Annotated in this window: 22 protein-coding genes; all 22 read right to left on the bottom strand. The window is 48.3% G+C overall.

Features of this window, described 5'->3' with window-relative positions; translation table 11 throughout:
• Nucleotide 1: 1 nt before the first annotated feature.
• Nucleotides 2-1057, bottom strand: a complete 1056-nt coding sequence (locus BUE31_RS01835; protein ID WP_073399693.1) for a conjugative transposon protein TraM — start codon at nt 1055-1057, stop codon at nt 2-4.
• A 30-nt stretch (nt 1058-1087) separates the two neighbouring features.
• Nucleotides 1088-1258 (bottom strand): hypothetical protein, encoded by a 171-nt coding sequence (locus BUE31_RS30905; protein ID WP_159440620.1) that lies wholly within the window; start codon nt 1256-1258, stop codon nt 1088-1090.
• Nucleotides 1255-1881 carry a conjugative transposon protein TraK gene (traK, locus tag BUE31_RS01830; RefSeq protein WP_073401574.1) on the bottom strand — a complete coding sequence of 209 codons (627 nt, stop codon included), beginning with the start codon at nt 1879-1881 and terminating at the stop codon, nt 1255-1257. Before traK ends, BUE31_RS30905 begins: the two co-directional genes overlap by 4 nt.
• Nucleotides 1882-1898: 17 nt before the next feature.
• Complete coding sequence (gene traJ, locus BUE31_RS01825) at nt 1899-3152, bottom strand: conjugative transposon protein TraJ (protein WP_234997729.1); 1254 nt, start codon at nt 3150-3152, stop codon at nt 1899-1901.
• Nucleotides 3149-3817 carry a TerB family tellurite resistance protein gene (locus BUE31_RS01820; protein WP_234997728.1) on the bottom strand — a complete coding sequence of 223 codons (669 nt, stop codon included), beginning with the start codon at nt 3815-3817 and terminating at the stop codon, nt 3149-3151. Before BUE31_RS01820 ends, traJ begins: the two co-directional genes overlap by 4 nt.
• Nucleotides 3804-4490, bottom strand: a complete 687-nt coding sequence (locus BUE31_RS01815; RefSeq protein ID WP_073399690.1) for a hypothetical protein — start codon at nt 4488-4490, stop codon at nt 3804-3806. The genes BUE31_RS01820 and BUE31_RS01815 overlap by 14 nt, the downstream gene beginning before the upstream one ends.
• A complete protein-coding gene (locus BUE31_RS01810; RefSeq protein ID WP_073399688.1) occupies nt 4477-5160 on the bottom strand; it encodes a conjugal transfer protein TraI in 684 nt (227 codons plus the stop codon). The genes BUE31_RS01815 and BUE31_RS01810 overlap by 14 nt, the downstream gene beginning before the upstream one ends.
• A gap of 65 nt (nt 5161-5225) precedes the next feature.
• Complete coding sequence (locus BUE31_RS01805; protein ID WP_073399686.1) at nt 5226-5609, bottom strand: hypothetical protein; 384 nt, start codon at nt 5607-5609, stop codon at nt 5226-5228.
• A gap of 38 nt (nt 5610-5647) precedes the next feature.
• On the bottom strand, nt 5648-8113 hold the full coding sequence (locus BUE31_RS01800; RefSeq protein WP_073399684.1) for a TraG family conjugative transposon ATPase: 2466 nt from the start codon (nt 8111-8113) through the stop codon (nt 5648-5650).
• Entirely contained in the window at nt 8106-8468 is a 363-nt protein-coding gene (locus tag BUE31_RS01795) for a DUF4133 domain-containing protein (protein ID WP_073401568.1), read from the bottom strand. Before BUE31_RS01795 ends, BUE31_RS01800 begins: the two co-directional genes overlap by 8 nt.
• A gap of 63 nt (nt 8469-8531) precedes the next feature.
• A complete protein-coding gene (locus tag BUE31_RS01790) occupies nt 8532-8876 on the bottom strand; it encodes a DUF4134 domain-containing protein (RefSeq protein ID WP_073399682.1) in 345 nt (114 codons plus the stop codon).
• A gap of 113 nt (nt 8877-8989) precedes the next feature.
• The gene (locus tag BUE31_RS01785) at nt 8990-9691 is read right to left on the bottom strand and encodes a hypothetical protein (protein WP_143167006.1); all 702 of its coding nucleotides are present in this window, start codon (nt 9689-9691) and stop codon (nt 8990-8992) included.
• Nucleotides 9692-9771: 80 nt separating this feature from the next.
• Entirely contained in the window at nt 9772-10641 is an 870-nt protein-coding gene (locus tag BUE31_RS01780; RefSeq protein ID WP_143167005.1) for an RteC domain-containing protein, read from the bottom strand.
• 500 nt (nt 10642-11141) lie between these two features.
• Nucleotides 11142-11771: a TetR/AcrR family transcriptional regulator gene (locus tag BUE31_RS01775; protein ID WP_073399676.1), complete on the bottom strand. Its 630-nt coding sequence runs from the start codon at nt 11769-11771 to the stop codon at nt 11142-11144.
• Nucleotides 11772-11778: 7 nt separating this feature from the next.
• On the bottom strand, nt 11779-13035 hold the full coding sequence (locus BUE31_RS01770) for an aminotransferase class I/II-fold pyridoxal phosphate-dependent enzyme (protein WP_073399674.1): 1257 nt from the start codon (nt 13033-13035) through the stop codon (nt 11779-11781).
• A 362-nt stretch (nt 13036-13397) separates the two neighbouring features.
• Nucleotides 13398-14348, bottom strand: coding sequence for an NAD-dependent epimerase/dehydratase family protein (locus tag BUE31_RS01765; RefSeq protein ID WP_073401566.1), 951 nt, complete (start codon nt 14346-14348; stop codon nt 13398-13400).
• Nucleotides 14341-15558 carry a galactokinase gene (gene galK / locus BUE31_RS01760; protein ID WP_073399672.1) on the bottom strand — a complete coding sequence of 406 codons (1218 nt, stop codon included), beginning with the start codon at nt 15556-15558 and terminating at the stop codon, nt 14341-14343. Before galK ends, BUE31_RS01765 begins: the two co-directional genes overlap by 8 nt.
• Entirely contained in the window at nt 15548-16639 is a 1092-nt protein-coding gene (locus BUE31_RS01755) for a PLP-dependent cysteine synthase family protein (protein WP_143167004.1), read from the bottom strand. Before BUE31_RS01755 ends, galK begins: the two co-directional genes overlap by 11 nt.
• Before the next feature lie 7 nt (nt 16640-16646).
• A complete protein-coding gene (locus BUE31_RS01750) occupies nt 16647-18134 on the bottom strand; it encodes a S8 family serine peptidase (protein WP_234997727.1) in 1488 nt (495 codons plus the stop codon).
• Nucleotides 18135-18144: 10 nt separating this feature from the next.
• On the bottom strand, nt 18145-18633 hold the full coding sequence (locus BUE31_RS01745) for a hypothetical protein (RefSeq protein WP_073399668.1): 489 nt from the start codon (nt 18631-18633) through the stop codon (nt 18145-18147).
• A 24-nt stretch (nt 18634-18657) separates the two neighbouring features.
• Entirely contained in the window at nt 18658-21054 is a 2397-nt protein-coding gene (locus tag BUE31_RS01740) for a glycoside hydrolase family 2 protein (RefSeq protein ID WP_073399666.1), read from the bottom strand.
• Nucleotides 21055-21104: 50 nt separating this feature from the next.
• Nucleotides 21105-23825, bottom strand: a complete 2721-nt coding sequence (locus tag BUE31_RS01735) for an alpha/beta hydrolase family protein (RefSeq protein WP_073399664.1) — start codon at nt 23823-23825, stop codon at nt 21105-21107.
• Nucleotides 23826-23828 lie beyond the last annotated feature (3 nt).

The raw sequence follows: 23828 nt of genomic DNA, 5'->3' as shown, positions 1-23828 counted from the left end.
GCTAAGATTTGTTAAGCCTTAATAATACAGGTGTGCCGCCCTTCAGCTTCACCCGGATCTTTTTCACCTTCTTGCCCAGCAGATCCTTCGCCGCGGAAATACCCGCTGATGCCGCCTGCGTACCCAGCGACTGATCCATACTCAGGAACTGCATACTGCCAAGCGCACCGTTGGCGCCATTACCCGCAGCCTCGCCCAGCTCCGCTTCCGGCGCATTGATCCCGGCCATCCCGTCCAACGAAAACACCGTCAGGTTAACCGGCATGATCGAAGTACCGATGCGGATATTGCGTATCTCCAGCAGCAAACGCTGGTTGGTCACCGAACATAACCCGGATAAAGACTGCCCTTTCGGAAAAGTATAGCTGCCGATATGGACCGAATCCGCTAACCGCAATTTCACCATACCGCCGGGCGCTACCTTCTGGTTACCATCAATAATGGCCGGTATCGCTTTGAACGCGCTGTCCTTAACCGTAACATCGACCTTAACTTCGCCCGATTTACCCGACGAAGGGTTTTGGATCTGCATGATCTTATCCAGCATCGTATTCAGCTGCTGCATTTCCGGATCGGGCGTATCCGGCCTTTGTTTGGCCTGGAGCAATTTTTCCAGCCTTTCCATATCCGGCGATGAACTTGCCGGAACATTCCCGCGATAACCTGAACCTATCGGCGGGCTATTCGTTACCGGCTGGCTGATCTGCCGGTTGATCTCCGAAAGCTTCCGGTTAATCTCCGCCTCATGCGTTTTGGCCACATTCACCGGGCTGCGTGACGCCGTGTCCCAGCCTAAGGCCGCGAAAGCATTACCGGAATTGGAAGACGCCGCATGCGCCGAATCCCGTTTCGCCTGGTCATAAAGCGCCAGTTTATCCGTGGCCTGCTCTTTGATCTGCGCGCCCGGTAAACGGGTGTTCAGACCCGCGGGCCGCTCCTTCGTTGTATCATCACCCCTGCCGCCGCCCAAAGCATAAAATGCCAGCGCCAGCAAAGGGATCATGACCAGCGGCAAAAGCAGCAACAATTTTTGTTTTCTTTCCTGCTGTGTTTTCATATTGATTGCATAAAAATTTTAAGATTAAACTCACTTTAACCAGATCGCTTTGACGATGAGGTAAACACTGCCACCACCGAGTAACAATACAAACACCCCTAAGGCCACCAGCTTCGAGGCTTTATTCCAGTACTGCGTCCGGCGGTTTAGCCCGGTAGCTAGCCTTGCCGGCATCCCGTATATAAAGCGCATATCCCTCATGGTTGTACCGTTTTAACCGATTCATCCCCGTTCTCCAGGACCTCCCAGCGGCGGATCAAAAAGCCGTGCGGGTTATTATCACTCTGCTGCCGGATATCCTCCACCACGCCGCGGGTCACCAGCTTCCGAACCGTTGTACTGGACGAACGGATCAGTTTTTCCGTGGCATAACAGGTAAAGCGGTACGGCTGGCTTTCTGTATCCAGGATCGTACTATCCACCTTGATCTGCTGCGAGATATTCGCCGCGATCAGGTTATTGTAATAACCGGACTCCCGCAGGTTATCATACTGCTTCTTGGCCGATTCATCTGCCAGGTAAAGCGCCTTAGTCACATTGGCCTGTATCGCCTTATCATCCGGGCTGAGATTAAAGAAATCCTCGTGGAACGTTTTGATATGATCCCGCAGTACCACCGGCAGGTTCGTTTTCCGGTCCGAAGCAAAAGCCGACAGCTCTTTGCCGTTATGCAGGATGAACACCCGCCCCTGCGCCGCGTTGACCGAACGGTAACACAGCAGTGCGAAGATGCCGCTCACCAGCACATTCGCCGCTAAAAAGCAAATGGCGAACACTTTGATATGCTTAAAAGCCGTATCGATATTTTTGAAATGTGTAAACATGCTCATTGTATTTAAAATCAATTCCCTGATAACTTATCGTGCATATAAGCGCCGGTCTTACCAACCGCCCGGCCCACGGCGCCGTAAGCGCCCTGACCCTGTTTTTCACCGGACAAACCAGCCGCGATATTACCCGGCATACCGGCCAGGTTACCGGCACCCTGCGCCGCCCTTCCGGCAGTCGCAGATGCCGCGCCACCGGCCATACTCACCGTTGAGGTGGCTACCGAAGTCACCCGGCTCAACAGGCCGTTACCCCCATGCGCGTGGATCACATAATTGGCCACGCTCGGTACCGAGAAATAGCCCACGATCCCGATACATAAAAAGATGAGGTACGCCGTATCGGTCGGACTGAAGAACGTATCCCCGGCGCTCTGGATCTGCGAGATATCCAAAGCGATCATTTTCTCCTGCACCTTACCGATGATACTCCCGAAGATATTGGCGATTGGCAGCCATAAAAAGATATTGATATAGCGGCTGAGCCATTGCGTCAGCGTATGCTGCAACCCATCGAAGACCGAAAAACCGAATACCAATGGCCCTAAGATCGCCAGCACGATCAGGTAAAATGTCCGTATCGTATTGATACAAAGGATCGCCGCCGCATAGATCACCTGCAATACTTCTGACATCCACTGCTTGATGCTGTTCTGAAAATTATACTGCTGTTTATCCATCCAGAACTTGACGTCATTACCCAACCCTGAAAACACACCTTCCCCCTCATCATTCGGATCATCCGGGTGCGTGTACTTATACCACTTATCGCGGTCACCGTTGCCATCATCGCCTACATACATCTGGTAACTGCTGCTTTGCTTGACCGCAGCCTCCTTCTGTTTGAGCAATACCGCGATGGACTTATTCGAATCCTTCACCATCGCGCTCGTCGCCGTAACAATAGGCTGCAACACCCCGTTCATCAAACTGATCACCATCGGGAACAGCATGACCGCTAAACCTAAAGCAAAGGGCCTCAACAAAGGATAAAAATCGATCGGCTCCGCATGCGCGATCTGCCGCCATACCCGCGACGCGATATACCATAAAGCGGCAAACCCGGCGATACCCCTTGCCGCATCGATCAACCGGCTGCACAGCGGGATCATTTCATTATACACATTATCCAGCACCGGCTGCATCCCCTGTAAACTCGTCGTTATATCCTGCGCCTGGCTTAACACGGGTAATCCTAAACAGACCACCAAAGCCAATAGCATCCTAGCCACCGGCTTATTCATTAATAATTTAAAATACTTACTCATGGCTGATAGAGTTTTTGAAGTGTGCGTGTATCATTCAGTTCCTTTTGCCGCTGTAGTTGCAGCATACCCGTTCGCCGGTTAAAACTCCGCAGGAAGACCAGCTTATCATTCGTATCCAGGTAGATCCGGTCAATCGCCGACAGCCGTTCATCGTCGCTCATCCGCAGCTTACTGTCCGTCAGCACATCCGCCAGGTCGGAAGCGTTCTGCAAAGCCTGTTTGGTCAGCTTGGCATAGACATTACTGATATAACCCAGTTCCCCTGCATTTAATAAACCTCCCGAACTGAAGCGCCGGTAAGCTGACTTATATTCCGACAGAATGCTGCCCTCATCCGCGATAATATCCGCCACCCGTTTATACTTCCGCACCTCCGGGTTGACCACCAGCAAGCCATCCAAAAACACCTGGTGCAAACTAAAATTCCCTTGCGCCAAATCCTTCACCTGCCCGTAACCCTGGGCCAGCATCACATACCCCTTTTCCATATCCGACAGGATACTCTTGAATTGCGAAAGCTTTTCCATATCCAGCAGCAACTGCTGGACTTCGTAGGACTGCGCCTGCGCGGGGCGAATGCAGCCCCCAACCATTACCATAACCAGCGATACCAAACCAAAAACAATCCTTAACCGAACCAAACAAAACCCGCTAATCAATTCCATATAACCTCCCTACCGTTTTCAGATCTCTTTCCGCCTGCTCCCGCTGCAAGACCAAAGCCTTCACCCGCGAACAAAAGCCCGTCGTAAAAGACAACAGATCCTTGACCCGCTCATCAATCTGCACCAGCCGTGCCAGCCGTTCATCATCCGTCATTTCCGCTTTTCCCGAGGTCATCACCAGCTCCAGTTCCGAAGCCTGGGCATCGCATTCCGAAAGCACCTTCACCCGCACCGAATTCAAATACTCCCGGTCATCCGCCTTCAACCCAGCCACACCACCTAACCCCGAAAGCTGCAAAGAAATAGTCTCCAGGTTATTCACGACAGCTACCGCCCGGACATCATCCTTAATAGCCGGGTTCACCTGCCGCAGCGAACGATAGCGGGACGTATGCAAATCAAACTCCCCCTTCGCCCAGCCGCTGATACTGCCCAAACCATTCTGTGAGACCTGGTAACCCTGCTTCACATACTGGCCATAGACCATCAAAGCCGCGATCTGCTGGTTTAAATACTTGAGCTGTGTTTTCTTCTGCGACCACCACTCGGCGAAAGTTTGTGCTCTGGCCGGCTGAAAGCTGAAAGCGCAAAGCACAAAGCACATAACACCAGTAGCAAACACATACCGGCAACCTTTCAGCCATAGCCAAACATTAACCTTACTGTACTCCATAATATTTCTTTAAAGTTTGCACCTCGCTTTCTGTCTTACCCCGCTGGATGCTCATCAGGAAATTCTGGTTAGTAAACTGTTTCAGGTCACTGTAATTCGTATCCATCCGGTCAGCCGCCGCCGAGATCAGTTCCAGCCTTTTCTCATCGCTCATCTGCGTTTTAAAAGCATTCACCACTACCAGGATCTGGTCGAGGTTCCTGACACTTTCCTCCAGCAGACCTGCATAGACCTTCTGCATATATGCCACTTCCTCCGGGCTGAAATGCCGGTCATTACGCAGCAAACCCCAGGCATGGTTATACTGGCTAAGCATTGCCGTCTGCTTTTCCGTCATATCCCTGATCCGCTCATAATAAGCGATAGCCGCCTTCACCTTCCAGAGTTCCTCGTAATACTGCCCGTACAACTCCTTTTGCTTTTGTGACCAGTCCGAGATCTCGGTCAGTTTTAATTTGCTCAGCTGGTTTTCCAGCGCCTTCTGCGCATTCTGTAACCAAATCGTTTTATTCTGCATGCGTTGCACCTGCAGGTCGATAGCCTTCACCACCTTTTTGATAGCTGACGTGATCACCTCCGCGATCGCGAACTGCGCGTCCGCTTCCTTCGGTAGCGACACAAACAGCGTGATCGCCGATAAGGGCAGGATCACCATATACTTTTTCATCATAAACCCTCCAATACCTCCCCTTTAGGGAAAGTTCATTTACACTTAAATAATCTTGTTAATTAACCCTACAGCTTCCGGTAAACCGCGCTGTTCACCAGCAGCACACCCTTAACCGGGTCGAACGAAAACGCCCGCCCGTTGCTCGTTTCAAACAGCACTTGTCGCTGCGGATCATAATTACCGTTCAGCGACTGTACTTTCCAGCGCTTCGGCAACAACTTCCCATCGCGTATGGGCCGGAAACCAACCCGCCGCTGGATATTATAGGCTTTCCCGCTCACCAGGGTAATGACCAGCGTATCTTCCGCCTGGCTGTATTCCCCTTTAGCGGCATGTACATAAGTACCGGGGATGAACGAAACGATCTTATCCGATGCGCTATGACAAGCTGCTAAAAACAACAATGCAAAAGCAGCAAACCCTGAACTGATCTTCAATAACTTTTTCATATCCTTAAATTTTAATGGAATAATTCATTAGCTAGCCTTTAATCCCTGCCGTTCCGCAGCTCCTCCGCCAGCACCGCGATACCCTTTTGGATACTGCCATACTTCTTCGCGTAAGCCGCTACCTTCACCTTCTCGCTTTCCTCGGTCGTATAAGCCAGGTATTCTTCCACCGACACCTCCGTACGGTAAACCTTCGTATTCTGCCCGCCCAGCACAAAAGCCACTTCCTTGTACCGGAGCTTGGGATCATTGGCCCGGTTCATCGAGAGAATGATCGCCTTATCCTTATCGGTCAACCCCATCAGCTCCTGGATCGCGTCAAACTTATTCTGGTACTTACTTTGATCCAGCAGGATCTTACAATCCGCGTTATTGATGATCGCCTGTTTGACAATAGGTGAAGAAATGATATCCTCCACTTCCTGTGTGACCACCACCGCTTCCCCGAAGAACTTACGCACGGTCTTGAACAAATACTTGATATATTCCGCCATTCCCTCCTTGGCAATGGCTTTCCAGCACTCCTCGATCAGGATCATCTTGCGCACCCCTTTCAGCTTGCGCATCTTTGAAATGAACAATTCCATTACTATGAGGGTCGTGGCGGCAAATAAAATGGGATGGTCTTTGATCGCGTCAATTTCAAAGACGACCAGCCGCTCATTCAGCAGATCCAGGTTCTCGGTGGCGTTCAATAAAAAATCAAACTCCCCGCCCCGGTAATAGGGATTCAGCACATACAGGAAGTTCGCCACATCAAAGTCTTTTTCCTTTACTTTACCCCGCTCCAGCACCCCCAGGTAATGCTCCTGCAAGTACTCGTAGAAAGTATTGAAGCATGGGAAAAGATCAGGGTACTTAGCCAAATGCTCAAAATACCCCGTCAGCGCATTGGATAGCGCCACATACTCCGACCGTCGGAAAGGCTCATCATCCTTTTTCCAGAGCGCCAGCAAAAGCGTTTTAATACTTTCTTTCTTCTCCGTATCCAGCACATCGCCTTCCGTCAGGTAAAAAGGATTGAACTTAATGGGGTTACCCTCGCCATAGGTGAAATAATATCCGCCCACCAGCTCGCATAATCCCTTATAACTGTGACCCACATCCACCAGTACGATATGCGTACCCTGCTCGTAATAAGAGCGCACCATATGGTTCGTAAAGAAAGACTTACCCGAACCGGAAGGACCCAAAATAAACTTATTGCGGTTCGTCGTCCAGCCCCGTTTCATCGGTTCATCGGAAATATCCACCTGCACCGGCCTGCCCGTTAACCGGTCACCCATCCTTAGCCCGAACGGGCTCAGACTCGACCGGTAATTCGTTTCCAGGTTAAAGAAGCAAGTGGCTTGTTCTAAAAAGGTATCGAACGTATCGTTCATCGGGAAGTCCGCCTCATTCCCCGGCATACCTGCGAACCAGACCTGCGCCTGTCCGTCCGTTTCCAGCTTGGCCGTCGCATCCAGCTGCGCCATAGCCGACGATACCAGGTTCTTCAGCTCCTTCACCTTACCCGGCTCATCCGACCAGGCCAGCACATTGAAATGCGCCTTCACCGGCAAACGGCCCTCGGCTATCGCCTCCTGTAAAAAATCATTACAGGCATCCCGGCCAACCGCGTTCTCGCGGGAATAACCCAACAGCGACTGCAACCGCAGTTTTTTCGCTTCCAGCCGTTTGATCGTTTGCTGCGCGTCGCCGGTAAACACATACTGGTTCAGGATATGGTTACAGTTCAAAAGCGCCCCCAATGGCGAAGCAAAACCCACACTGAATTTTGTCCTATCCGTACTGAACTTATCATAATTGATCCGGCTCCCGCAAAGCGCAGGCAGGTCATCCGCGTCCGCCAGTGTATACAGCTCACAGGTCTTCTCGCCCACCTGCAAACCACCCTTCACCCGGATATCCCGGATCAGCGGCACCTCATCCGCACCAGTCAGAAAGCAATACTGCTCGATGACCCCGGCCGTGATCGTATTCCCCGCCAGCTCCTCATCACCCAGCCGAACCAGGCGCACAAAACCCGTATCCGCCAAAATGCGCTCGAACTGTCCTGCCTTATCCAAAAACTCCTGCGCCAATAGCGGATTGACCGTTTGCGCAGGCACCACCGACTTGCGCAAAACATTGGAATAGACCGAGGAAGACAGCTTCCGCCCTTCCGGCTTCTTCGTTAAGAACAAATAACAGCGGTGATCCAGGAAAGGCCGCTCATGAAAGAACCGCTCACTGGCGCGGGACAGGAACCGGTCCCCAGCACCCGTAAAATCCGCTTTCACCGAAGCTTCGGTGAACCAGTCCTGCTTATGGAAGATACTATGCTGCGGCAGCACCCTGATCGCCCGCACCCAGGCCTGGTGGTAAGCTTCATAGTCCCTATCCGATAGCGTAAACAGCTCCGGCAGTTCCAGGGCATAAGCCACCGTGATATCCCCCTGCATCGAAACGATACAGTTATGTTCCACCTTGAACACCGGCAAAATTTTAGAAGCTTCAACCATGATAAGCAGTTTTATGGTTAATAGAAGAGTGAATAGTAGAACCGTTCAAACCCGTAAACAAACGCCGGGAATCAAAACGGATAGAAGAAGGCAGGCCGCGTTTAGCGAAGAACTTCATCAGCCCGTGCTCACCAAAGCGGTGGCTTAAGCGAAACACCGAAAAACATAAAGCCCCACCCAGGCCAAACACTAAAGGCAGGATAACCCAAAGACTCACCCCGCAGATATACAGCACCGCGAAAGCCACCAGTAAAGCCACCAGCCCGACCGCCAAATAAGCGATATACTGCGCCTTCAGCCCTTTGAAAACAATGGGTTTGGAAACCCCTTTATTGATATGATAGATCGAACTCATCACAAAAAAATTATATAAAACATCAACTATGAATTGCATGACAACCGTCATTTAAACAATCCATTAAATACCAAAGAACGATTTGAGCACGGTCGCCACGATCACCAGGAAAACACAGGAACCGAACCAGGCCGCCGCTACCTTATTGGTATCCGGCTCCCCCGCGTTCCATTTGTTAAAGACCTTGATCGCGCCAATGATACCGACCACCGCGCCGATGGCATACATCAGGCTGCAGCCCGTATCAAAGTAGCCTTTGACCTTATTGGTCGCTTCCTGGATACCCGCGTTACCGTCCTGCCCGAAGCAGACCGTGCACAAAAAATTAAGGGAAATTAAAGCCGAAGCGAACATGAGCGTCTTCAAAAGCGCTTGCTGTTTCGGCGTATAAGGGATGTGGTTTTTCATAGCATAGAATTAAAAAATAAAATGACTTGGCAACAGCATTCCCGCCAGCTCTGAAAGGAACCGTCCGCCGAAATCAAGAAATAAAAAAAGTTTAAATCAATAGTAAACAGGCACTACTCCGCTTCCTGCTCCAGGAACATATGGATCTCCTGCGGGCTAACCTCGAAAGGCAAAGCATCAACAGCCAGTTCACAGATGTGCCCGACAATCGCCTCCCAGTTCGGGCTTTCCCTGATCTCCGGGTAACGCCCCAGCAAAGCCTGCAAATGCTCCAGGAAAACCGGTAACCCTTTCTTGTACCTGGCCGCGTAATCAAACACCGGTTTCAGCTCTTCTAAAAAGTCCGCCACCGTTCCCTGCAAAAAACCGCCGCTAACCGCAGGCCTTTCCAAAACTTCAGCTTCCGCAACCACCGTAACCGAACGCTCAACAGGCGCGGCAAAACTAAACTGATCCATACTGACCCGGCTCAAACCTTCCGGTCCTTGCGATACCCCCATCAGGTCGTCACCTGCCGGGTCATCAGATAATACATCCACGCCCCTTTCCCAAGTATGCGGCAAAGGTTCCGCGGACCGGCCATTACCGGCACCAACCCTACTACCTAAACCAAACCACGCTTTACCCTTCAAATACCAGGACACAAACAACAAGCCATACCAAACCAGGGTCAGCACAGCGGCAGCTACCAAAAATTGCTGCCAGGTGAATTGATGTAACATCATCGCTTTAGAATTTAACCGCCGCTCCATTGCGGCAGCATTAACGAAAGCAAAGTTGCCGTACATCACCAGCACGATTAGGCAAGTAGCCATAATTAGCGGGTAATTCCTTAATAACCAACGCCTTGAAAAACCATCATTTTCCTTCCTTTTCATCACCACATCCCCCTAGCTTAATCCAATTTCCTGTTCCCCTTACCCGGCACAAAAGCATCCCCTTCATCTGCCTTCCGGTTCACCGCATCCCTTAGCTGGTCCAAAAACTTCGTCCGGCTCAGCCGCTTCCTTCGGCTGATCTCCACGAACCTGCGGGCCGGTATCCCGATGCTGATCTGCAAATTCTCCTCCAGCCAGGAAAAGATCTCCCCGATCCCGGCCTTACCATCATTGAACTGCCCGCTCTCATACAAACCATAGCCCAGTTCCACCAGGTTGATGCTCTCCCCTGTCCAGCGCAGCGAACGCGCCTTCCTGGCTACCGCAACAGCCGCAGGTTCCAGCTCCCTGGCCCGTTCGATCAGCCATTCCTGCTGCCGCTCCAGCGCGATAAATTTGGCAAAAAGATAATCCGCGCCCGTCGAAAAGCCAGGATCGGGTTCCGGCACCTCCGGCAGCAATAAGGTCTGCACCTCTGCCCCGCGGATAAAATACAAATGATCGAGTTCCGTCATTTCCCGGCGGAAATAAGCATACAAAAACCCATACTGCTTAAAGAACCGGCGGATCGCCTCCAGCTCCTCCAAATAATAGCCCCGCAGTTCCTCCCGCGTCGCCACCGGTCTTTGCTGCTCCAGGTTGAAAGCCGCCACCGCGTAGATCAGCAGCGCATACACCCGCGGCTTCTCCATCTTAAAAAAGCGGATCTCTTCCGCCGCATCCGCAAAAGGATGCGAAACCACATAAGCCCGCAGCTCCTGCAAGGTTTCCCTTACCGCCTTCACCGAAGCGGTCATCTTTTCTAAAGCAGGCAAGCCCTGCTGCTCCAACCCTTCCAGTACCAAAACCAAGGCCTTGTACCAGCTTTCACCTAATTCTCTGAACATATTCCTACATTTAGTGAGCGCCGCGCGGGCCGGTACATCCCTGTACCCAAAACACCCGCCCGGCAAAAAGTAGTTGTCATTCCATACGCTTATCCGTTATTTAAATCAAAACCTCCAACACTTCCCAAATCCACATCCGGGTCAGAAAAATCGCAAAAGCGTAGCTAAACCCTATGCAAAGCATACAAGCCAACTTTTAAACCCGTAAATATCTTGATGGTCTGAAACCCGCTTTTAATTGACAAGAGCTGTCAAAAGAAACCTTAAAAAAGGCGCGGGACATTGTGAGTGCCACACAAAGGGAGTCGAAGCCCTAAAGAGAAACAACAAACAAGCCCGCGCTTTGGCAGGCGTTGCACAATTGTTCTTCTCTTTTATAATTTTCGACTTTTATGTGTGAGAACGAAGTGAACGCGTAGGTTATCTATATGTTATAAAAACGTATTTCTGTGTTGTATATTCATTATTAATCCTCCGTAAAAATATAAATAATTTGTTGTTTAACCCTTAACCTTTTGTGCCGCCGCTTCCCAGGCCCAGTTCAATATCTGCTCAATGGTCTTCAGGATCTCCTCCCGGTCCCTTTCCAGGTTGGCATCGATCCCCGCGACCGTACTTTTATTGGCACCGGCGTGCAGTACCACATAATAAATACCGCCTAATAAGAGCGCCGCCACCACTTTGAAATTGATACCGGAATCCCTGAAATGATCCTCGGTCAAGGCCAATAGTTTGGCACCCTCCGACTCCCGCTTTTCCGAGATACTGCGCATCAGCGGGTTGACCTCGCTGATCTGCCAGAGAATGAACTTCTGCATTTCAGGTTCCTTGAAAAAGAACCGGAACTGTTCCTGGAACAGCGAAATAAAAGTTGCCAATACTTCATCCTTACCCGGCGACGGGTGCGTCTGGATCTGGTCGAACAAGGGCAGCCAGTAGTCCCTGGAGCGGATATAGGTTTTGACAAGGTTGTTCACCCCTTCATAATACCGGTAGATCAGCTCCTTGCTCACGCCCGCACGCAGCGCGATCCGGTTAATACCCAAACCGGTATAACCTTTTTCCTTCAATATTTCGCCTACGGCGTCGATCAGCTTGCGCATCGTTTCATCCCTGTTCTTTATTCCCATATAGTTTTTAATTCGTGACTCGTTTAGTGAGGTGCAGTTTACCACCGACCCATTCCCAGGCATTCAGCACCCGGTCCAGCTGCTCCCGGGTATGCGTAGCCATCAGGCTCATCCGGATGCGCGCGTTCTTACGGGCCACCGCGGGATAACCGATCTGGTTGGCATACACACCGGCCTCGATCAAAAGCCGGCAGACTTCCGCGTTCAGGTCCGGTTTGCCCGTCATCACCGGGATGATCGCCGACTGCGTATTGCCGGTATCAAAACCCATTTCGTCCAGCCCGCTCTTCAGGTAATCAATATTTCCCCACAGTTTCGCCCGCAGCTCCGGCTCCTCATCGATCAGATCGATACTTTTCAGGATACAGGCCGAAGCCGGTGTCGCGCTTACCGAAAAGATATGCTGCCTGGCCTGGAACTTTAAGAAATTGACCACTTTGGGATCGGCTACCACGTAGCCGCCCAAATGCCCGAAGGTCTTGCTGAACGTACCGGTAATGATATCCACCTGGTCAAACAGGTTATACAGCTCGATCACCCCGCGGCCGGTTTCCCCGATCACACCCACGCCGTGCGCATCATCCATCGCCGTATAAGCGCCGTAATGTTTGGCTAACCTCACCATCTCATCCAGCTTAACGATATCCGCTGGCTGCGAATAAACACCATCCACGATCACGATACGCGTGCGGTACTGCCCCTGCGTATCCCGCAGGATGCGCTCCAGCTTATCCATATCATTATGCGGAAACATTTTGACATTGGTCGTCAAACAGCCTTCATACATACTGGCATGGACACCCATATCGACGATAGCCAGATCCTGCATTTTCAGCAGGGACTGGATCGTAGCGCTGTTGGCGGTATAACCGGTGGTAAACAGTACGGCGCTCTCGCGCCGGAAGAATTTGGCTATCTTTTCTTCCAACTGCCGGTGGTAGGTGAAATGCCCGCCGATAGCCGGTGAAGCCGCAGCCCCGACGCCAAATTGTTCGATAGCCGCTATAGCGGCAGCCTTGACCTTGGGATGCTGGGTCAGGCCCAGGTAATCGTTAAAGACCAGCGCGACAAAACTTTTACCGGGATGTCCGGCCAGTTCCACTTCCGGCTGACAGCCATTCAGGCTCTCCTGCCGGTAGTTCCAGTGGCCGCGGCTGTCCCAATTGTTGACATAGCGGTCGAACTGTTCCGCCCAGCCATAAAAGTCCATCCCCGGGATGTTCTCAAAATCCTTAAAACTCGCATTTTCAAAATTAATGTCCATAGATCTGTTATTTGGTTTGAACACTAAAGTATCGGCGAAAACACTCCGTGGTGGTCACATAACATGACTTTTTTAACTTTTATTTAAAAAAATAAAACAACTCGTTAAACTTGCTTTAAAACAGGCAGATACAAATCATCAATGACCACTTGCCAAAAATCATCATTTACAAAAAAAGCGCACCCGGCGACCACCGGGATACGCCCCATTTAATTAACTACTAACCATTTTATTATTAACTGTGTATAAAGAACGGGCTTCCGGCAAACGCTGCCCCTGTTAGTCGAGGTCATCATCTTTGGATATCTTGTAAGCAATAAAAATGGTGAAGGCTATGATCAGCACCATTCCGATTTTAAAGCTCATATGTGTTGTACTAATTGTTTCAGATTCTTCAGCATATCGGCTACCATCGTATCGAGTTCAAACTCGTGCTGCCAGTGCCAGTCCTGCCGGGCGTGGTGATCGTCCACACTGGTCGGCCAGCTATCCGCTATCACCTGCCTGTCGTCAGGCTTATAATAGATCTTCAGCGACGGCAAATGCTTCCCGATCTCCTGCGCCAGTTGTTCGGGTGAAAAACTCAGCGCATGGACATTATAACCGATCCTGATCTTCACCTTATCCGCCGGTGCCGACATCAACTGCAACGTGGCCCTGATCGCGTCCGGCATATACATCATCGGCAGGGTCGTATGCGGTTTCAGGAAACAGGTATAATGCCGGTGCTTCAAAGCCTGGTGAAAGATATCCACGGCATAATCGGTCGTACCGCCGCCCGGAGGAGCGGTATGACTGATCAAACCGGGATAACGGATACTGCGCACATCCACCCCATACTGTTCATGATAATATTTACACCAAAGCTCACCCGCCACTTTACTGATCCCGTAAGCAGTCGTTGGCGCGGTTACACTATGTTGCTGGCTGAACGCCTTATTACCCGTTGGCCCGAACACGGCAATACTACTGGGCCAGAAGATCTTCAGCTTATCGGTTTTAGCAATATCCAGCACATTAAACAAACCCTGCATATTCAGCTCCCAGGCTTTCAGCGGATGCTTTTCTCCCGTAGCAGACAACGTTGCCGCTAAATGATAAACCTCCGTTATCTTTTCTTTGAGTATTAATGCATGCAAAGCGATCTTATCCAGCACATCCAGCTGAACATAGGGCCGAATCGCAAAAGGCGTATCATTCAGGATCCTGATGTCAGATGCGATCACCTGCTCCTGGCCGTGGATCAACCGCAACGCCGCGCACAATTCCGTGCCGATCTGTCCAAGCGCTCCTGTCACTAAAATCTTAGGCATAATTTTCCTCCAGACTTTTTTCATTGTATTTGATCTGGCGAAGCTCCCGGTTATTACAGACCCTTGCCCCCTCAGCGATCATCACGCGGTAAGCCTTGAGGGGTATCCCCGTTCTGCGCTCATACTCCGCTTGCAATCGCCCAATGCAGCTTTTATATTTCTTTTCGATCAGATTGATCGTACAGCCACCAAAACCACCACCCATCATCCTGGCCCCGACCACCGACTTTTCTTCCTTAGCCAGCTGGATCAATAAATCCAGTTCCGCACAGCTTACTTGGTATAAAGCGGTCAACCCCTGGTGACTTTCATACAGCAGGTCGCCCATCAAGGTCAGCTTGCGCCTGTCCAAAGCCACTGCCGCGGTCTCGACCCGCTTATTTTCTTCCACAAAAAATTTAGCACGTTTATAAGCCACGGGGTCAGCCACCAATACCTCATCATAAAGCTGCTCCAGGCTACAATCACGCAGGCGTTCTACCGTGGCATGTTTTTCCTGTACCCTGCTCAACGCCCGGCCGGTTTCCATTTTGCGTAAATTATATTCCGTCGAAGCCAGGCTGTGTTTTACCCCGCTGTCCAATAGCACCAGGTCTAAAAACTCCAGGTTCAACCGGACATACTCAAATTGCAGCGTCCTGAAATCCAGTTTCAGCGCGTAACCGCGTTTGCCGAACAAACAGGCATATTGATCCATTAAGCCACAGGCCACCCCCGCAAACGTGTGTTCGGCCTGCTGGGCGATCAAAGCCATTTCCTGTCGCGTTAATTGCAGATCAAAAAGCGCGTCCAATGCCATCACCGTTCCGCAACATAAAGCCGCGGACGAAGACAAACCAGCGCCAACCGGTATGTCGCCACAGACATGGATATTAAACCCACCCAACACGTAACCCCACCCCAGCAACACCGCGGCCACCCCTTGGATATAGGTATGCCATTCCCCCGGGCAGGGATAAAGCTCGCTCAACGCAAGCTCCTTCGACGGAAATTCCGCTGCCATCATATTCACCTGTTCATCGTCCCGCCAGGTCACCGAAACATAGATGTAACGATTGATCGCCGCCGGCAAAGCTAGGCCGCCATTATAATCCGTATGTTCCCCGATCAAATTGATCCGTCCCGGTGCCCGTACCACGATCGGTTCCAACCCGCCATGCGTCCGGGACAGCAATTCCCGGTAAGGTGTCATCATCGCATTAAAGTGCATAAAAATCTTTTGTTAGTTGAATATCGTGACCACAGCGCGCGATAGGCTGGTAACCCGTAAACGTAACAGCGGGCGACAGGTAACCAGGCGCGGCCGGTTCCTCTTTAAAAAGGTCCGTGCTCAGGTATTTTTTGTTACTGTCGCAAAGCAGCGTAACAACCACCGCGTCGCGGCCAAGCGTCTCCTGAAGCTTAATAGCTCCAAGCACATTCGCACCGGAGGATATACCCACGGCCAGTCCTAATTGCTGACCCAGTTTCTGAGCCATCAGGATCGCATCACCGTCATTGACCCGGATAATCTCATCCAGCTTCCCCAGGTCAACAATAGCCGGTATAAACTCATCGGAGATCCCCTGGATGCGGTGACTGCCTGTTTTAAAACCAGTTGATAAGGTCGGGCTCTCCGCAGGCTCCAGCGGGTGGATCTTAACCTTTGGAAAAAAGGTTTTCAGGCAACTGCCCACCCCCATTACCGTACCTCCGGTACCTACACCGGCTACAAAAGCATCGGGGACCTTACCCACGCTTTCCAGTTGCCTAATAATCTCCGGCCCGGTCGTACGCTCATGCGCCTCGGCATTGTATATATTTTCAAATTGCCGCGGCAGGAAAAACCTGTCCGAGCCTTTCGCCATCTGTTCGGCTAAAGCGATGCTCCCCAAAAAGCCACCCTGCGACTTACTGACCAGCGTAATTTTAGCACCCAGGCTCCTGATAATATCGATCCGTTCCCGGCTTAACCAATCCGGCATAATAATGATCACCTCATGTCCGAAAGCTTTGCCGATAGCGGCAAAGGCAATCCCGGTATTACCCGAGGTCGCTTCCACGATCACCTTACCCGGTTTGATCAAACCATCCTGATAGGCCTTATAAAGCACATACAAAGCCATCCGGTCCTTGATGCTGCCCGTCAGGTTATAATGCTCGCACTTCACAAAAATTTTACCGGGCAGGCCGTCATACAGGTACTGCAATTCCAGCATAGGCGTATTGCCAACCAAATGCCACAGGTGATTGAATTTATCCTTCAATTCAACCGAAAGGCATTCATCCTTTTTCATATGCTCCGTTACCATTGCCTGGTTATTTAAGATAGGTTTCCGCTAATAGCAAAGCATTGTAGGCATTCACCACCCCGCCGGTCTGGCAATAGTTAGCCAGCGCATCACGCTTCACCACGCTTTTTAATATAATTTCCTTTACCTGTAAGGCTGTAAGTTTCGGGTAGTATTCGCGGATCAGGGCTGCCAGTCCGGCAACCACAGGGCAGGCCATACTGGTGCCGTCGAAATAAGCATACTTCGAACCAGGTATACTCGAATAGATCTGCACGCCAGGCGCGAAGACGTCCACTGAGTTTTTGCCATAATTAGAAAAATCAGCCTTTAGCTTTGCATCATCCTTCAGCCCTGATGCCGCGACCACGATATAGGCCCCGGCAACTTTGCCATTCGTAAATTTTCGACTCGGAAAATTAGCCGCAGAATCAATATTTTTATTGCTGTTGCCCGCAGCCTGGATCAATAAGACATCTTTCTTTAGCGCGTATTTAACCGCTTCATCCACCGCTTTTTTATCCTGACTATAGTCTTTCCCGAAACTCATATTGATCACCCTGGCACCATGGTCAGTTGCATAACGGATCGCATTGGTTACATCTTTATCCCGCTCATCACCGTCAGGAACTGCGCGAACCGTTAATATTTCTACATTATCGGCAACGCCATCCAGGCCAATGCCGTTATTTCTGACAGCCGCAATAATACCCGATACATGCGTACCGTGCGTAGCATCAGGTCCCATAACATCCGTACTACCATAATTATGCTGCTTACTGTTAAAATAATCATCGCCAACGATAGGACGGGAATCATAAGCCGTATTTAACTGGTAATCCGTTTGAACCTTGAAATGCTCCAGCGGACCGTCCAGTTGCTCTTCCCTAAAGGACCTGTAATTGTTGGTTTCGCTCAGTATCCTAATGACCGTCCCCCGGACCTGGGATTCAGTCGCATCAATGGGCTGATATGCTTCAAAGTCTGCAAGTCCCACTTCGTCCTTGCCGATCTTTTGAATGATGCCATCAAGCACCCGCCGGAAATTGCCCATGCCTCCCACCATTTGCCGCGCTTCCGCCAATTGTTTTCCGAGTTCCTGTTTTTCAGCGCGATAAGCCAGCAAATCAGAAACCGGTAACTTAGCGGTATCCCGTTGCTCAAACTGGCGCACCTGCCGGGTCAGTTCCAGATTATCATAATGGACGTTACCCTTGGCAGAACCGAGATAACTCCAGCCGTAAGTACCATCGTCAAAAGCTTTCTTCTTTAGGTTGATCCATAAAATACTTTTGAGATCCTCATGCGTTGTATCAACACCGGCATCAATAACGGCTACGGTAATCCTTGTGGGTTTTTTGCCCTGAAGCAAAGTATAGGCTTTATCCGTACTGATCCCGAATAAAGAATCTTTTTGCAGATCCTTATTTTGCCAATTAGGGATATGTTGCCCAAATCCGTCCAGCCAGGTCAACATACCTGTGGCGAATACTATAAGTTTAATTAACCTTTCCACTATCCCTCAGCTATTGTTTATCGTAAACGGCAGTAAAACTATAGGGACTGCCTGCGCCACCCGGTGTTACGGTTACAGCCATACTCAGCGTTTTCCCATCTGCACCAAGTGTCCACGTCTCCACTCTGGTATACTGTATTTTATCGTATTCATTAGGGACACTGGCTTGCAAACTTCGTTGTAAGCCCTTTTCACCGTTGGACTGAACAGATGAAATGATCTTAGCACCGGCACCGGTAATAATATTAGCGGGTTGATTATCCAGTGTGTTGATATAAGTATTTTTATTCTCGCCATTAACGCTGATAATAGTGAGTTTATTAGCGTTTTGGGTAACTGTCATTTGCTGAACAGCTACTACGGCCGGCAACTTGCCAAAAGAACTTTTATCAGTGGCTAAAGTCCAGCTACCGCTAAAATCAGCAGTTTTAGATTGAGCGAATATCGCAGGGCGTAACAGCACGCTGCACAGGATCGTTAAGAAAAAGATACGTTTCATAATTATGTTTATTTTAATGATTTATTATTTCTGATTGTCTTTGTGCTGATCAATGGCTTGTTGGAAAGTAGTGCGTTCCTGCTGGCTGATATTACTGCCATATTTCGCTAAATACTTACTTGCTGACGATACATAATTCGGCCAGTCCTGTTGATTATAGCAGGCGATAGTTTTTGCGCGCAGGAAGATCTCTTCGCCTGAAGTGCCATAAGATCGAATCTTAGTTTCTAATGCGTTCCAGTCAGGATTGGTATTGGCATTAACAAAAGGCTCTATTTCCCCTTTGTAGATCATGTTCATCATGTTGACCGTGTATTGGCGATCACCGATCAACTTTTTGAACGTCTCAGGATTAGTATTCATCAGCACGAAACCGGGATCTTTGGTACTCTTTGTGAACTGGCTGACTGATTGTACATCTTCTTCTGAAAGCGGGGGTTTTAAACCTGTGATATAAGCGTTACCCGCCATTACCGCTCCTGGCTTGTCTCCGGTCTGTGTCGCCATCATGGCCATTTTCTTTAAGAAAACGGCGTCACGTTTACCTCCAATATATTCATCCAGCATCGCGCTGTACTTAATACCTGGATCAGTTAGGTCGGCATCCTGAGCGGTAACGTCAGGTACATTGGTATTTGCGTCCGGGTTCAATTGGTTATGGATCTTTCGCAGTTCTATAAAAGGGACCTTGACCACCTCGCGGTCATAACTCATCAGGCCGTTTTGTTCTCCTTCAACATCAAAGGGTTGGGTATAGATGCTGCCTGATAAGCCTTGTTGTTCCAGCAGTTTTAAGTGCTGGTTCATGATCTTATATTTGGCCATTAGCCCGGATGGTTGTTCCTGAATATACCCCCATGCGCTGCCTGTCAACCATTGGTGTTCGGGTATAAATACACCGATGCCTCCGAACTCACCTACTACCTGGGCTTTACCGGTTTGTTTGATAGGCATCATTGGGTCAGGATAACTGTGCACATCTGTCATATCCGCATTGATATAGGAATTAGGGCTTGGGCTTCTGAGTTGCTCGTTTACGTAAAGCAACTCACCGGTATGACCATTCACAATGCGGCTAGGATCAGCCGCCTTTATCTCTCTGGTTAACCGCTGCTGATCGTACTGCCCCCATTTTTCATTGAACAATACCCAGGTCGTTATGCAAGGAAAATTATGCAATTGGGTCATCTCTTCATGCATCTCCCGTTCAAATTCTGGCTTCGCCCCCTCAGGCAATCCCTGGTTTGGATTCACCATATCCTGCCATACCAAAATACCTAACTTATCTGCCCAAAAGTACCATCGGGCAGGTTCTACCTTAATGTGTTTTCTAATGGTATTAAAACCCATGGCTTTGATAGCTTTGATGTCAAAGGCTAATGCTTCGTCGGTGGGTGCAGTGTACAGCCCGTCAGGCCAGAAGCCTTGGTCAAGTGTTCCTAAATTGAAATAGGGCTTATTGTTTAAGCATATCCTTTCTATGCCTTTTTCGTCATTGGCTACTGATATCTTACGCATTCCGAAATAGCTTTTTACTTCGTCGATCACTTTGCCGCCGCGTTTGATGCGTACTACGAGGTCGTATAAAAAGGGGTCAGACGGTGACCATAAATGTGCGTTCGGAACTTCAATATGATCACTATGCCAATTGGCAATTTTTTTGCCTTTATCGTAGACTATTGCTTCGATTTCTACTTTTGTTTTTGGGTCGTTTAAAAAGACAGAAAGTTTGAGAAGCCCTTTATCAATGTCCGGGGTAAGCTTCAGGTCTTGGATATAGATATCAGGTACTGTTTCCAGCCATACAGTTTGCCAGATACCAGAGGTAGCGGTGTAATATATATTTTGCGGGTTGAGCACTTGTTTACCGTGAGGTCCAATGCCCTGATCGGTCGGGTCAAAAACCTTTACAACCAATTCATTGTCGCCAATCTTGATGGCCTTACCGATGTCAATGGTGAACGCCGTATAACCACCCTCATGCCGGCCAACCTGTTTACCATTAACGAACACGGTTGCCTGCCAATCCACCGCACCGAAATGAAGCAGCGTCCTGCCTTTGCCGTTCGCTATGAAGGCACGTTTGTACCACAAGTTTTCATCCGGCATCAAAGCCTTTTTAACGCCCGATAAGGCGCTTTCAATCGGATAGGGAACTAATATCTGCCCCAGATAGGCCCCAGGCTTTTCCGCGTCCTTCTTAGTTACCGCATAACTCCAAAGCCCGTTAAGGTTTGTCCAGTTAGCTCTGATCAGCTGTGGGCGCGGATATTCTTTTAGGACATTGGTTGGTGAAACTTCTTTAGCCCAGCGGGTCTGGATGGTTATAGATTGCATTTTATATGCACTTTGAGCACTGATTTTTGAATTTAAGGCCAAAGCCGTCGCTATAAGCAAGAGTGTTTTTGCTTTCAATTTCATATTGTTTATGTTTATTTAATGCTAAGGATCGAGAATGGTTGATTTAAAATTTATTGAAAAATTCCCAATGTTGATCTTGGTGTTTGGATTGTCGTATCGAGTTCAAAATGATCGTTAATTTGCTTTTCACTCCGGGCTCGTCCTTTTGTCATCCAAACAGGTGCTGCGGCCCCTTTTAAATAATGATCGAAAAATTGTTTTTGACGAATAGTCCAATCTGTGGTTGCGACCTTATCGTGAGAGTCAAGAAAATGTGAGGCGCCGTCATATTGAAGCATCCATACTGGTTTGCCAAGCCTTCTCAATCCCATATACATAGCTAGCCCATGAGACCATGGAGAGCCGCCATCGTGCTTATTATGCATAATTAGCAGAGGTGTAATAACATCTTTCAAATAGAATATGGGGCTGTTTTTTATATACAGATCCGAGTTTTGAACAATTGATTTCCCAAGATAAAACTGAAATAATTCTACTTGAGCATCCATAGCCCCGGCGAAACTATCTTCCAAAACGTTGCCCCAAATATCCAAATCTAATGCTGCGACATTTGATATATCAGCGTTAGCGTTAGCGGCTGCAAAAAGATGGGTATGCGTAACGATAAAGTTAGTTTTATATCCTCCCATACTTGTTCCGTTTAAACCCAATTTGGATCCATCCACATAGGGTAGTGAAGACAAATATTTAGCTGCGGACTCCATTGCAACCAAGGCGTCCTGACCGGCACCTTCTTTTGTGCGTTTAATATCAGGTGTAAATACTAAATATCCATTGCTAACAAAATAAGGTATATTAATGTCGGCACTCGATCTTTCAACATAAGGATAGACATTAAGATTATTAGACTTTTCTTCATAATAATTAAATATAACCGGATATTTCTTTGAAGGGTCAAAATTCTCTGGCTGGTAAAGCACCCCTTGGGAAATGCTGCCGCTAGGCAATGCCCAACTGATCAATTTAGTTCTTATAAAATTATATTTATTTTCAGGATGATTATTCGTAACCGGGCTAAAATGTTTAAAATCCTTTGTGACGAAATAATTGAGTGATTCGCTGCTCCGTTGTCTAGGAACAATCCATACGCTTGCGCGATCTGCTTTAATGAATTCAGTTTCTCCCCATGAATGACTTGTCCACGGCACATAATAAGCATAATCTTCCATGGTTAATTGCACTGGTGCTTTGTCACCTGTAATATCTACAGTAAAAAAGCCATTCCTTTTAGTTTTTGGATCAAACGCGACTAGGTTTATGGTTTTATTCTCCGGTTGTAAAGTAGACGCCAAGCCAACGTTTTTTGGGATGATAAATTCAATCCCATTTTTCATGCCATACTGATGGGTAATAGAAATTGGCATTTCCCTTCCATTGAGACTTGCGCGCCAAATATCATAACGTCCTTTAATGATAACATCGTTATTAACTCCGATCCACCCAGCAGTTCCAAGCGTAACACGGCTGGCTCCGGGTTGTAGATAAAAAAAATGATAGTCCCATTCATCCTTAATATTGTTAGTTAAATTAATCCGGGAGTCATTATCAACGGAATAGCTATAATAATTATTTAACTTACTATTGAAGTAAATTACATATTTTCCGTTCGGCGAAACTCTGTAGCTACCAGCATCGCCAGATGTAACATTTGAGTCAATTAACCTCCTTTTACCATTAAGCGCTGACACAATAAAAATCTTAGAGTAACCCGCGGCGTTCCAATAATCCCGTCCCGCATCAGACTGAATAAATAAAAAGTTTTCATTAATCCCATCAAAATCTGTTCCTTCCGATTTACTTAAAAACAGAAATTTTTTCATGTTAATATCCAATCCAAATATCAGGCGGTCATCGACAGCCCTGCTAGCAGACTGAATCATTGGATCATTGAATCCCCAAATATCTACTTTAGCTTTTTCTGGAGACGGCGTCGGGGAAGTCTGATTTTTTTTTACTTTAAAATAGATTTGACTGCCATCACTTGAGAAACCGATGAAGGAATCAAACGAAAAATTTTCCTTTAACGGAATATCTTTTTCAGTTGCTATACGTTTTGCTGATATATTACCAATTGTATAAAACATCATGCTAAATTCATTCGCTGCTTTTTCTTTAGCGATAAACGCAATTGATTTTTCCGGAATATTTAATTTTACCTCATTTAAATCCGAGCCAGACCATATTAAATGATCAATTAGTGTCTCGAAATTAAATAAATGTAATTGAGTCAAACCTTCCTCTTTGTCTACATTTTGATAAATCAAATATTTTCCATTTTTTGTTGCGAAGCGGCTCTTACAGTTGAGGGGCGACAGAGCTATATGTGTATTTAAATTATAAATTATGGTTTGTTCGGGGTTATCTTTTGTTGTATATAAAATTAGGGGGTGATTGCCTTTCACTAACTCGAAATTTGCAACTCTAGTTATGTTTTGACGAACAGCATGTCCCAACTTTTCAATACTCAAACTATCGTCATGTATAATCAAACAGTAATTGCTGTCATCAGAATAAGTGACGCGAATATAATTTTTCGACACGTATTTTCTCACCCACTTTCGATCAGTCGAAGATAAAGTTAGGGTTTGACAGCCGCGAGGCAGATTATCGGTTGTAGTGGTAAAGTATTTTCCATCCGGCGCAATTGTAGGCCTTAGTTCGGTAGTCCAGTTATCAATAGCCTCGAAATCGATACTTTTCTTTGATTGACAATAGACATCTTCGCCAAATGCTATTATTAGTATCCCTATTAAAAATTTATAAACTTTCATTTT

The organism is Mucilaginibacter sp. OK098 (assembly GCF_900142915.1).
Taxonomy (GTDB): Bacteria; Bacteroidota; Bacteroidia; order Sphingobacteriales; family Sphingobacteriaceae; genus Mucilaginibacter.
This window is presented reverse-complemented; position numbering and strand designations above follow the sequence as displayed.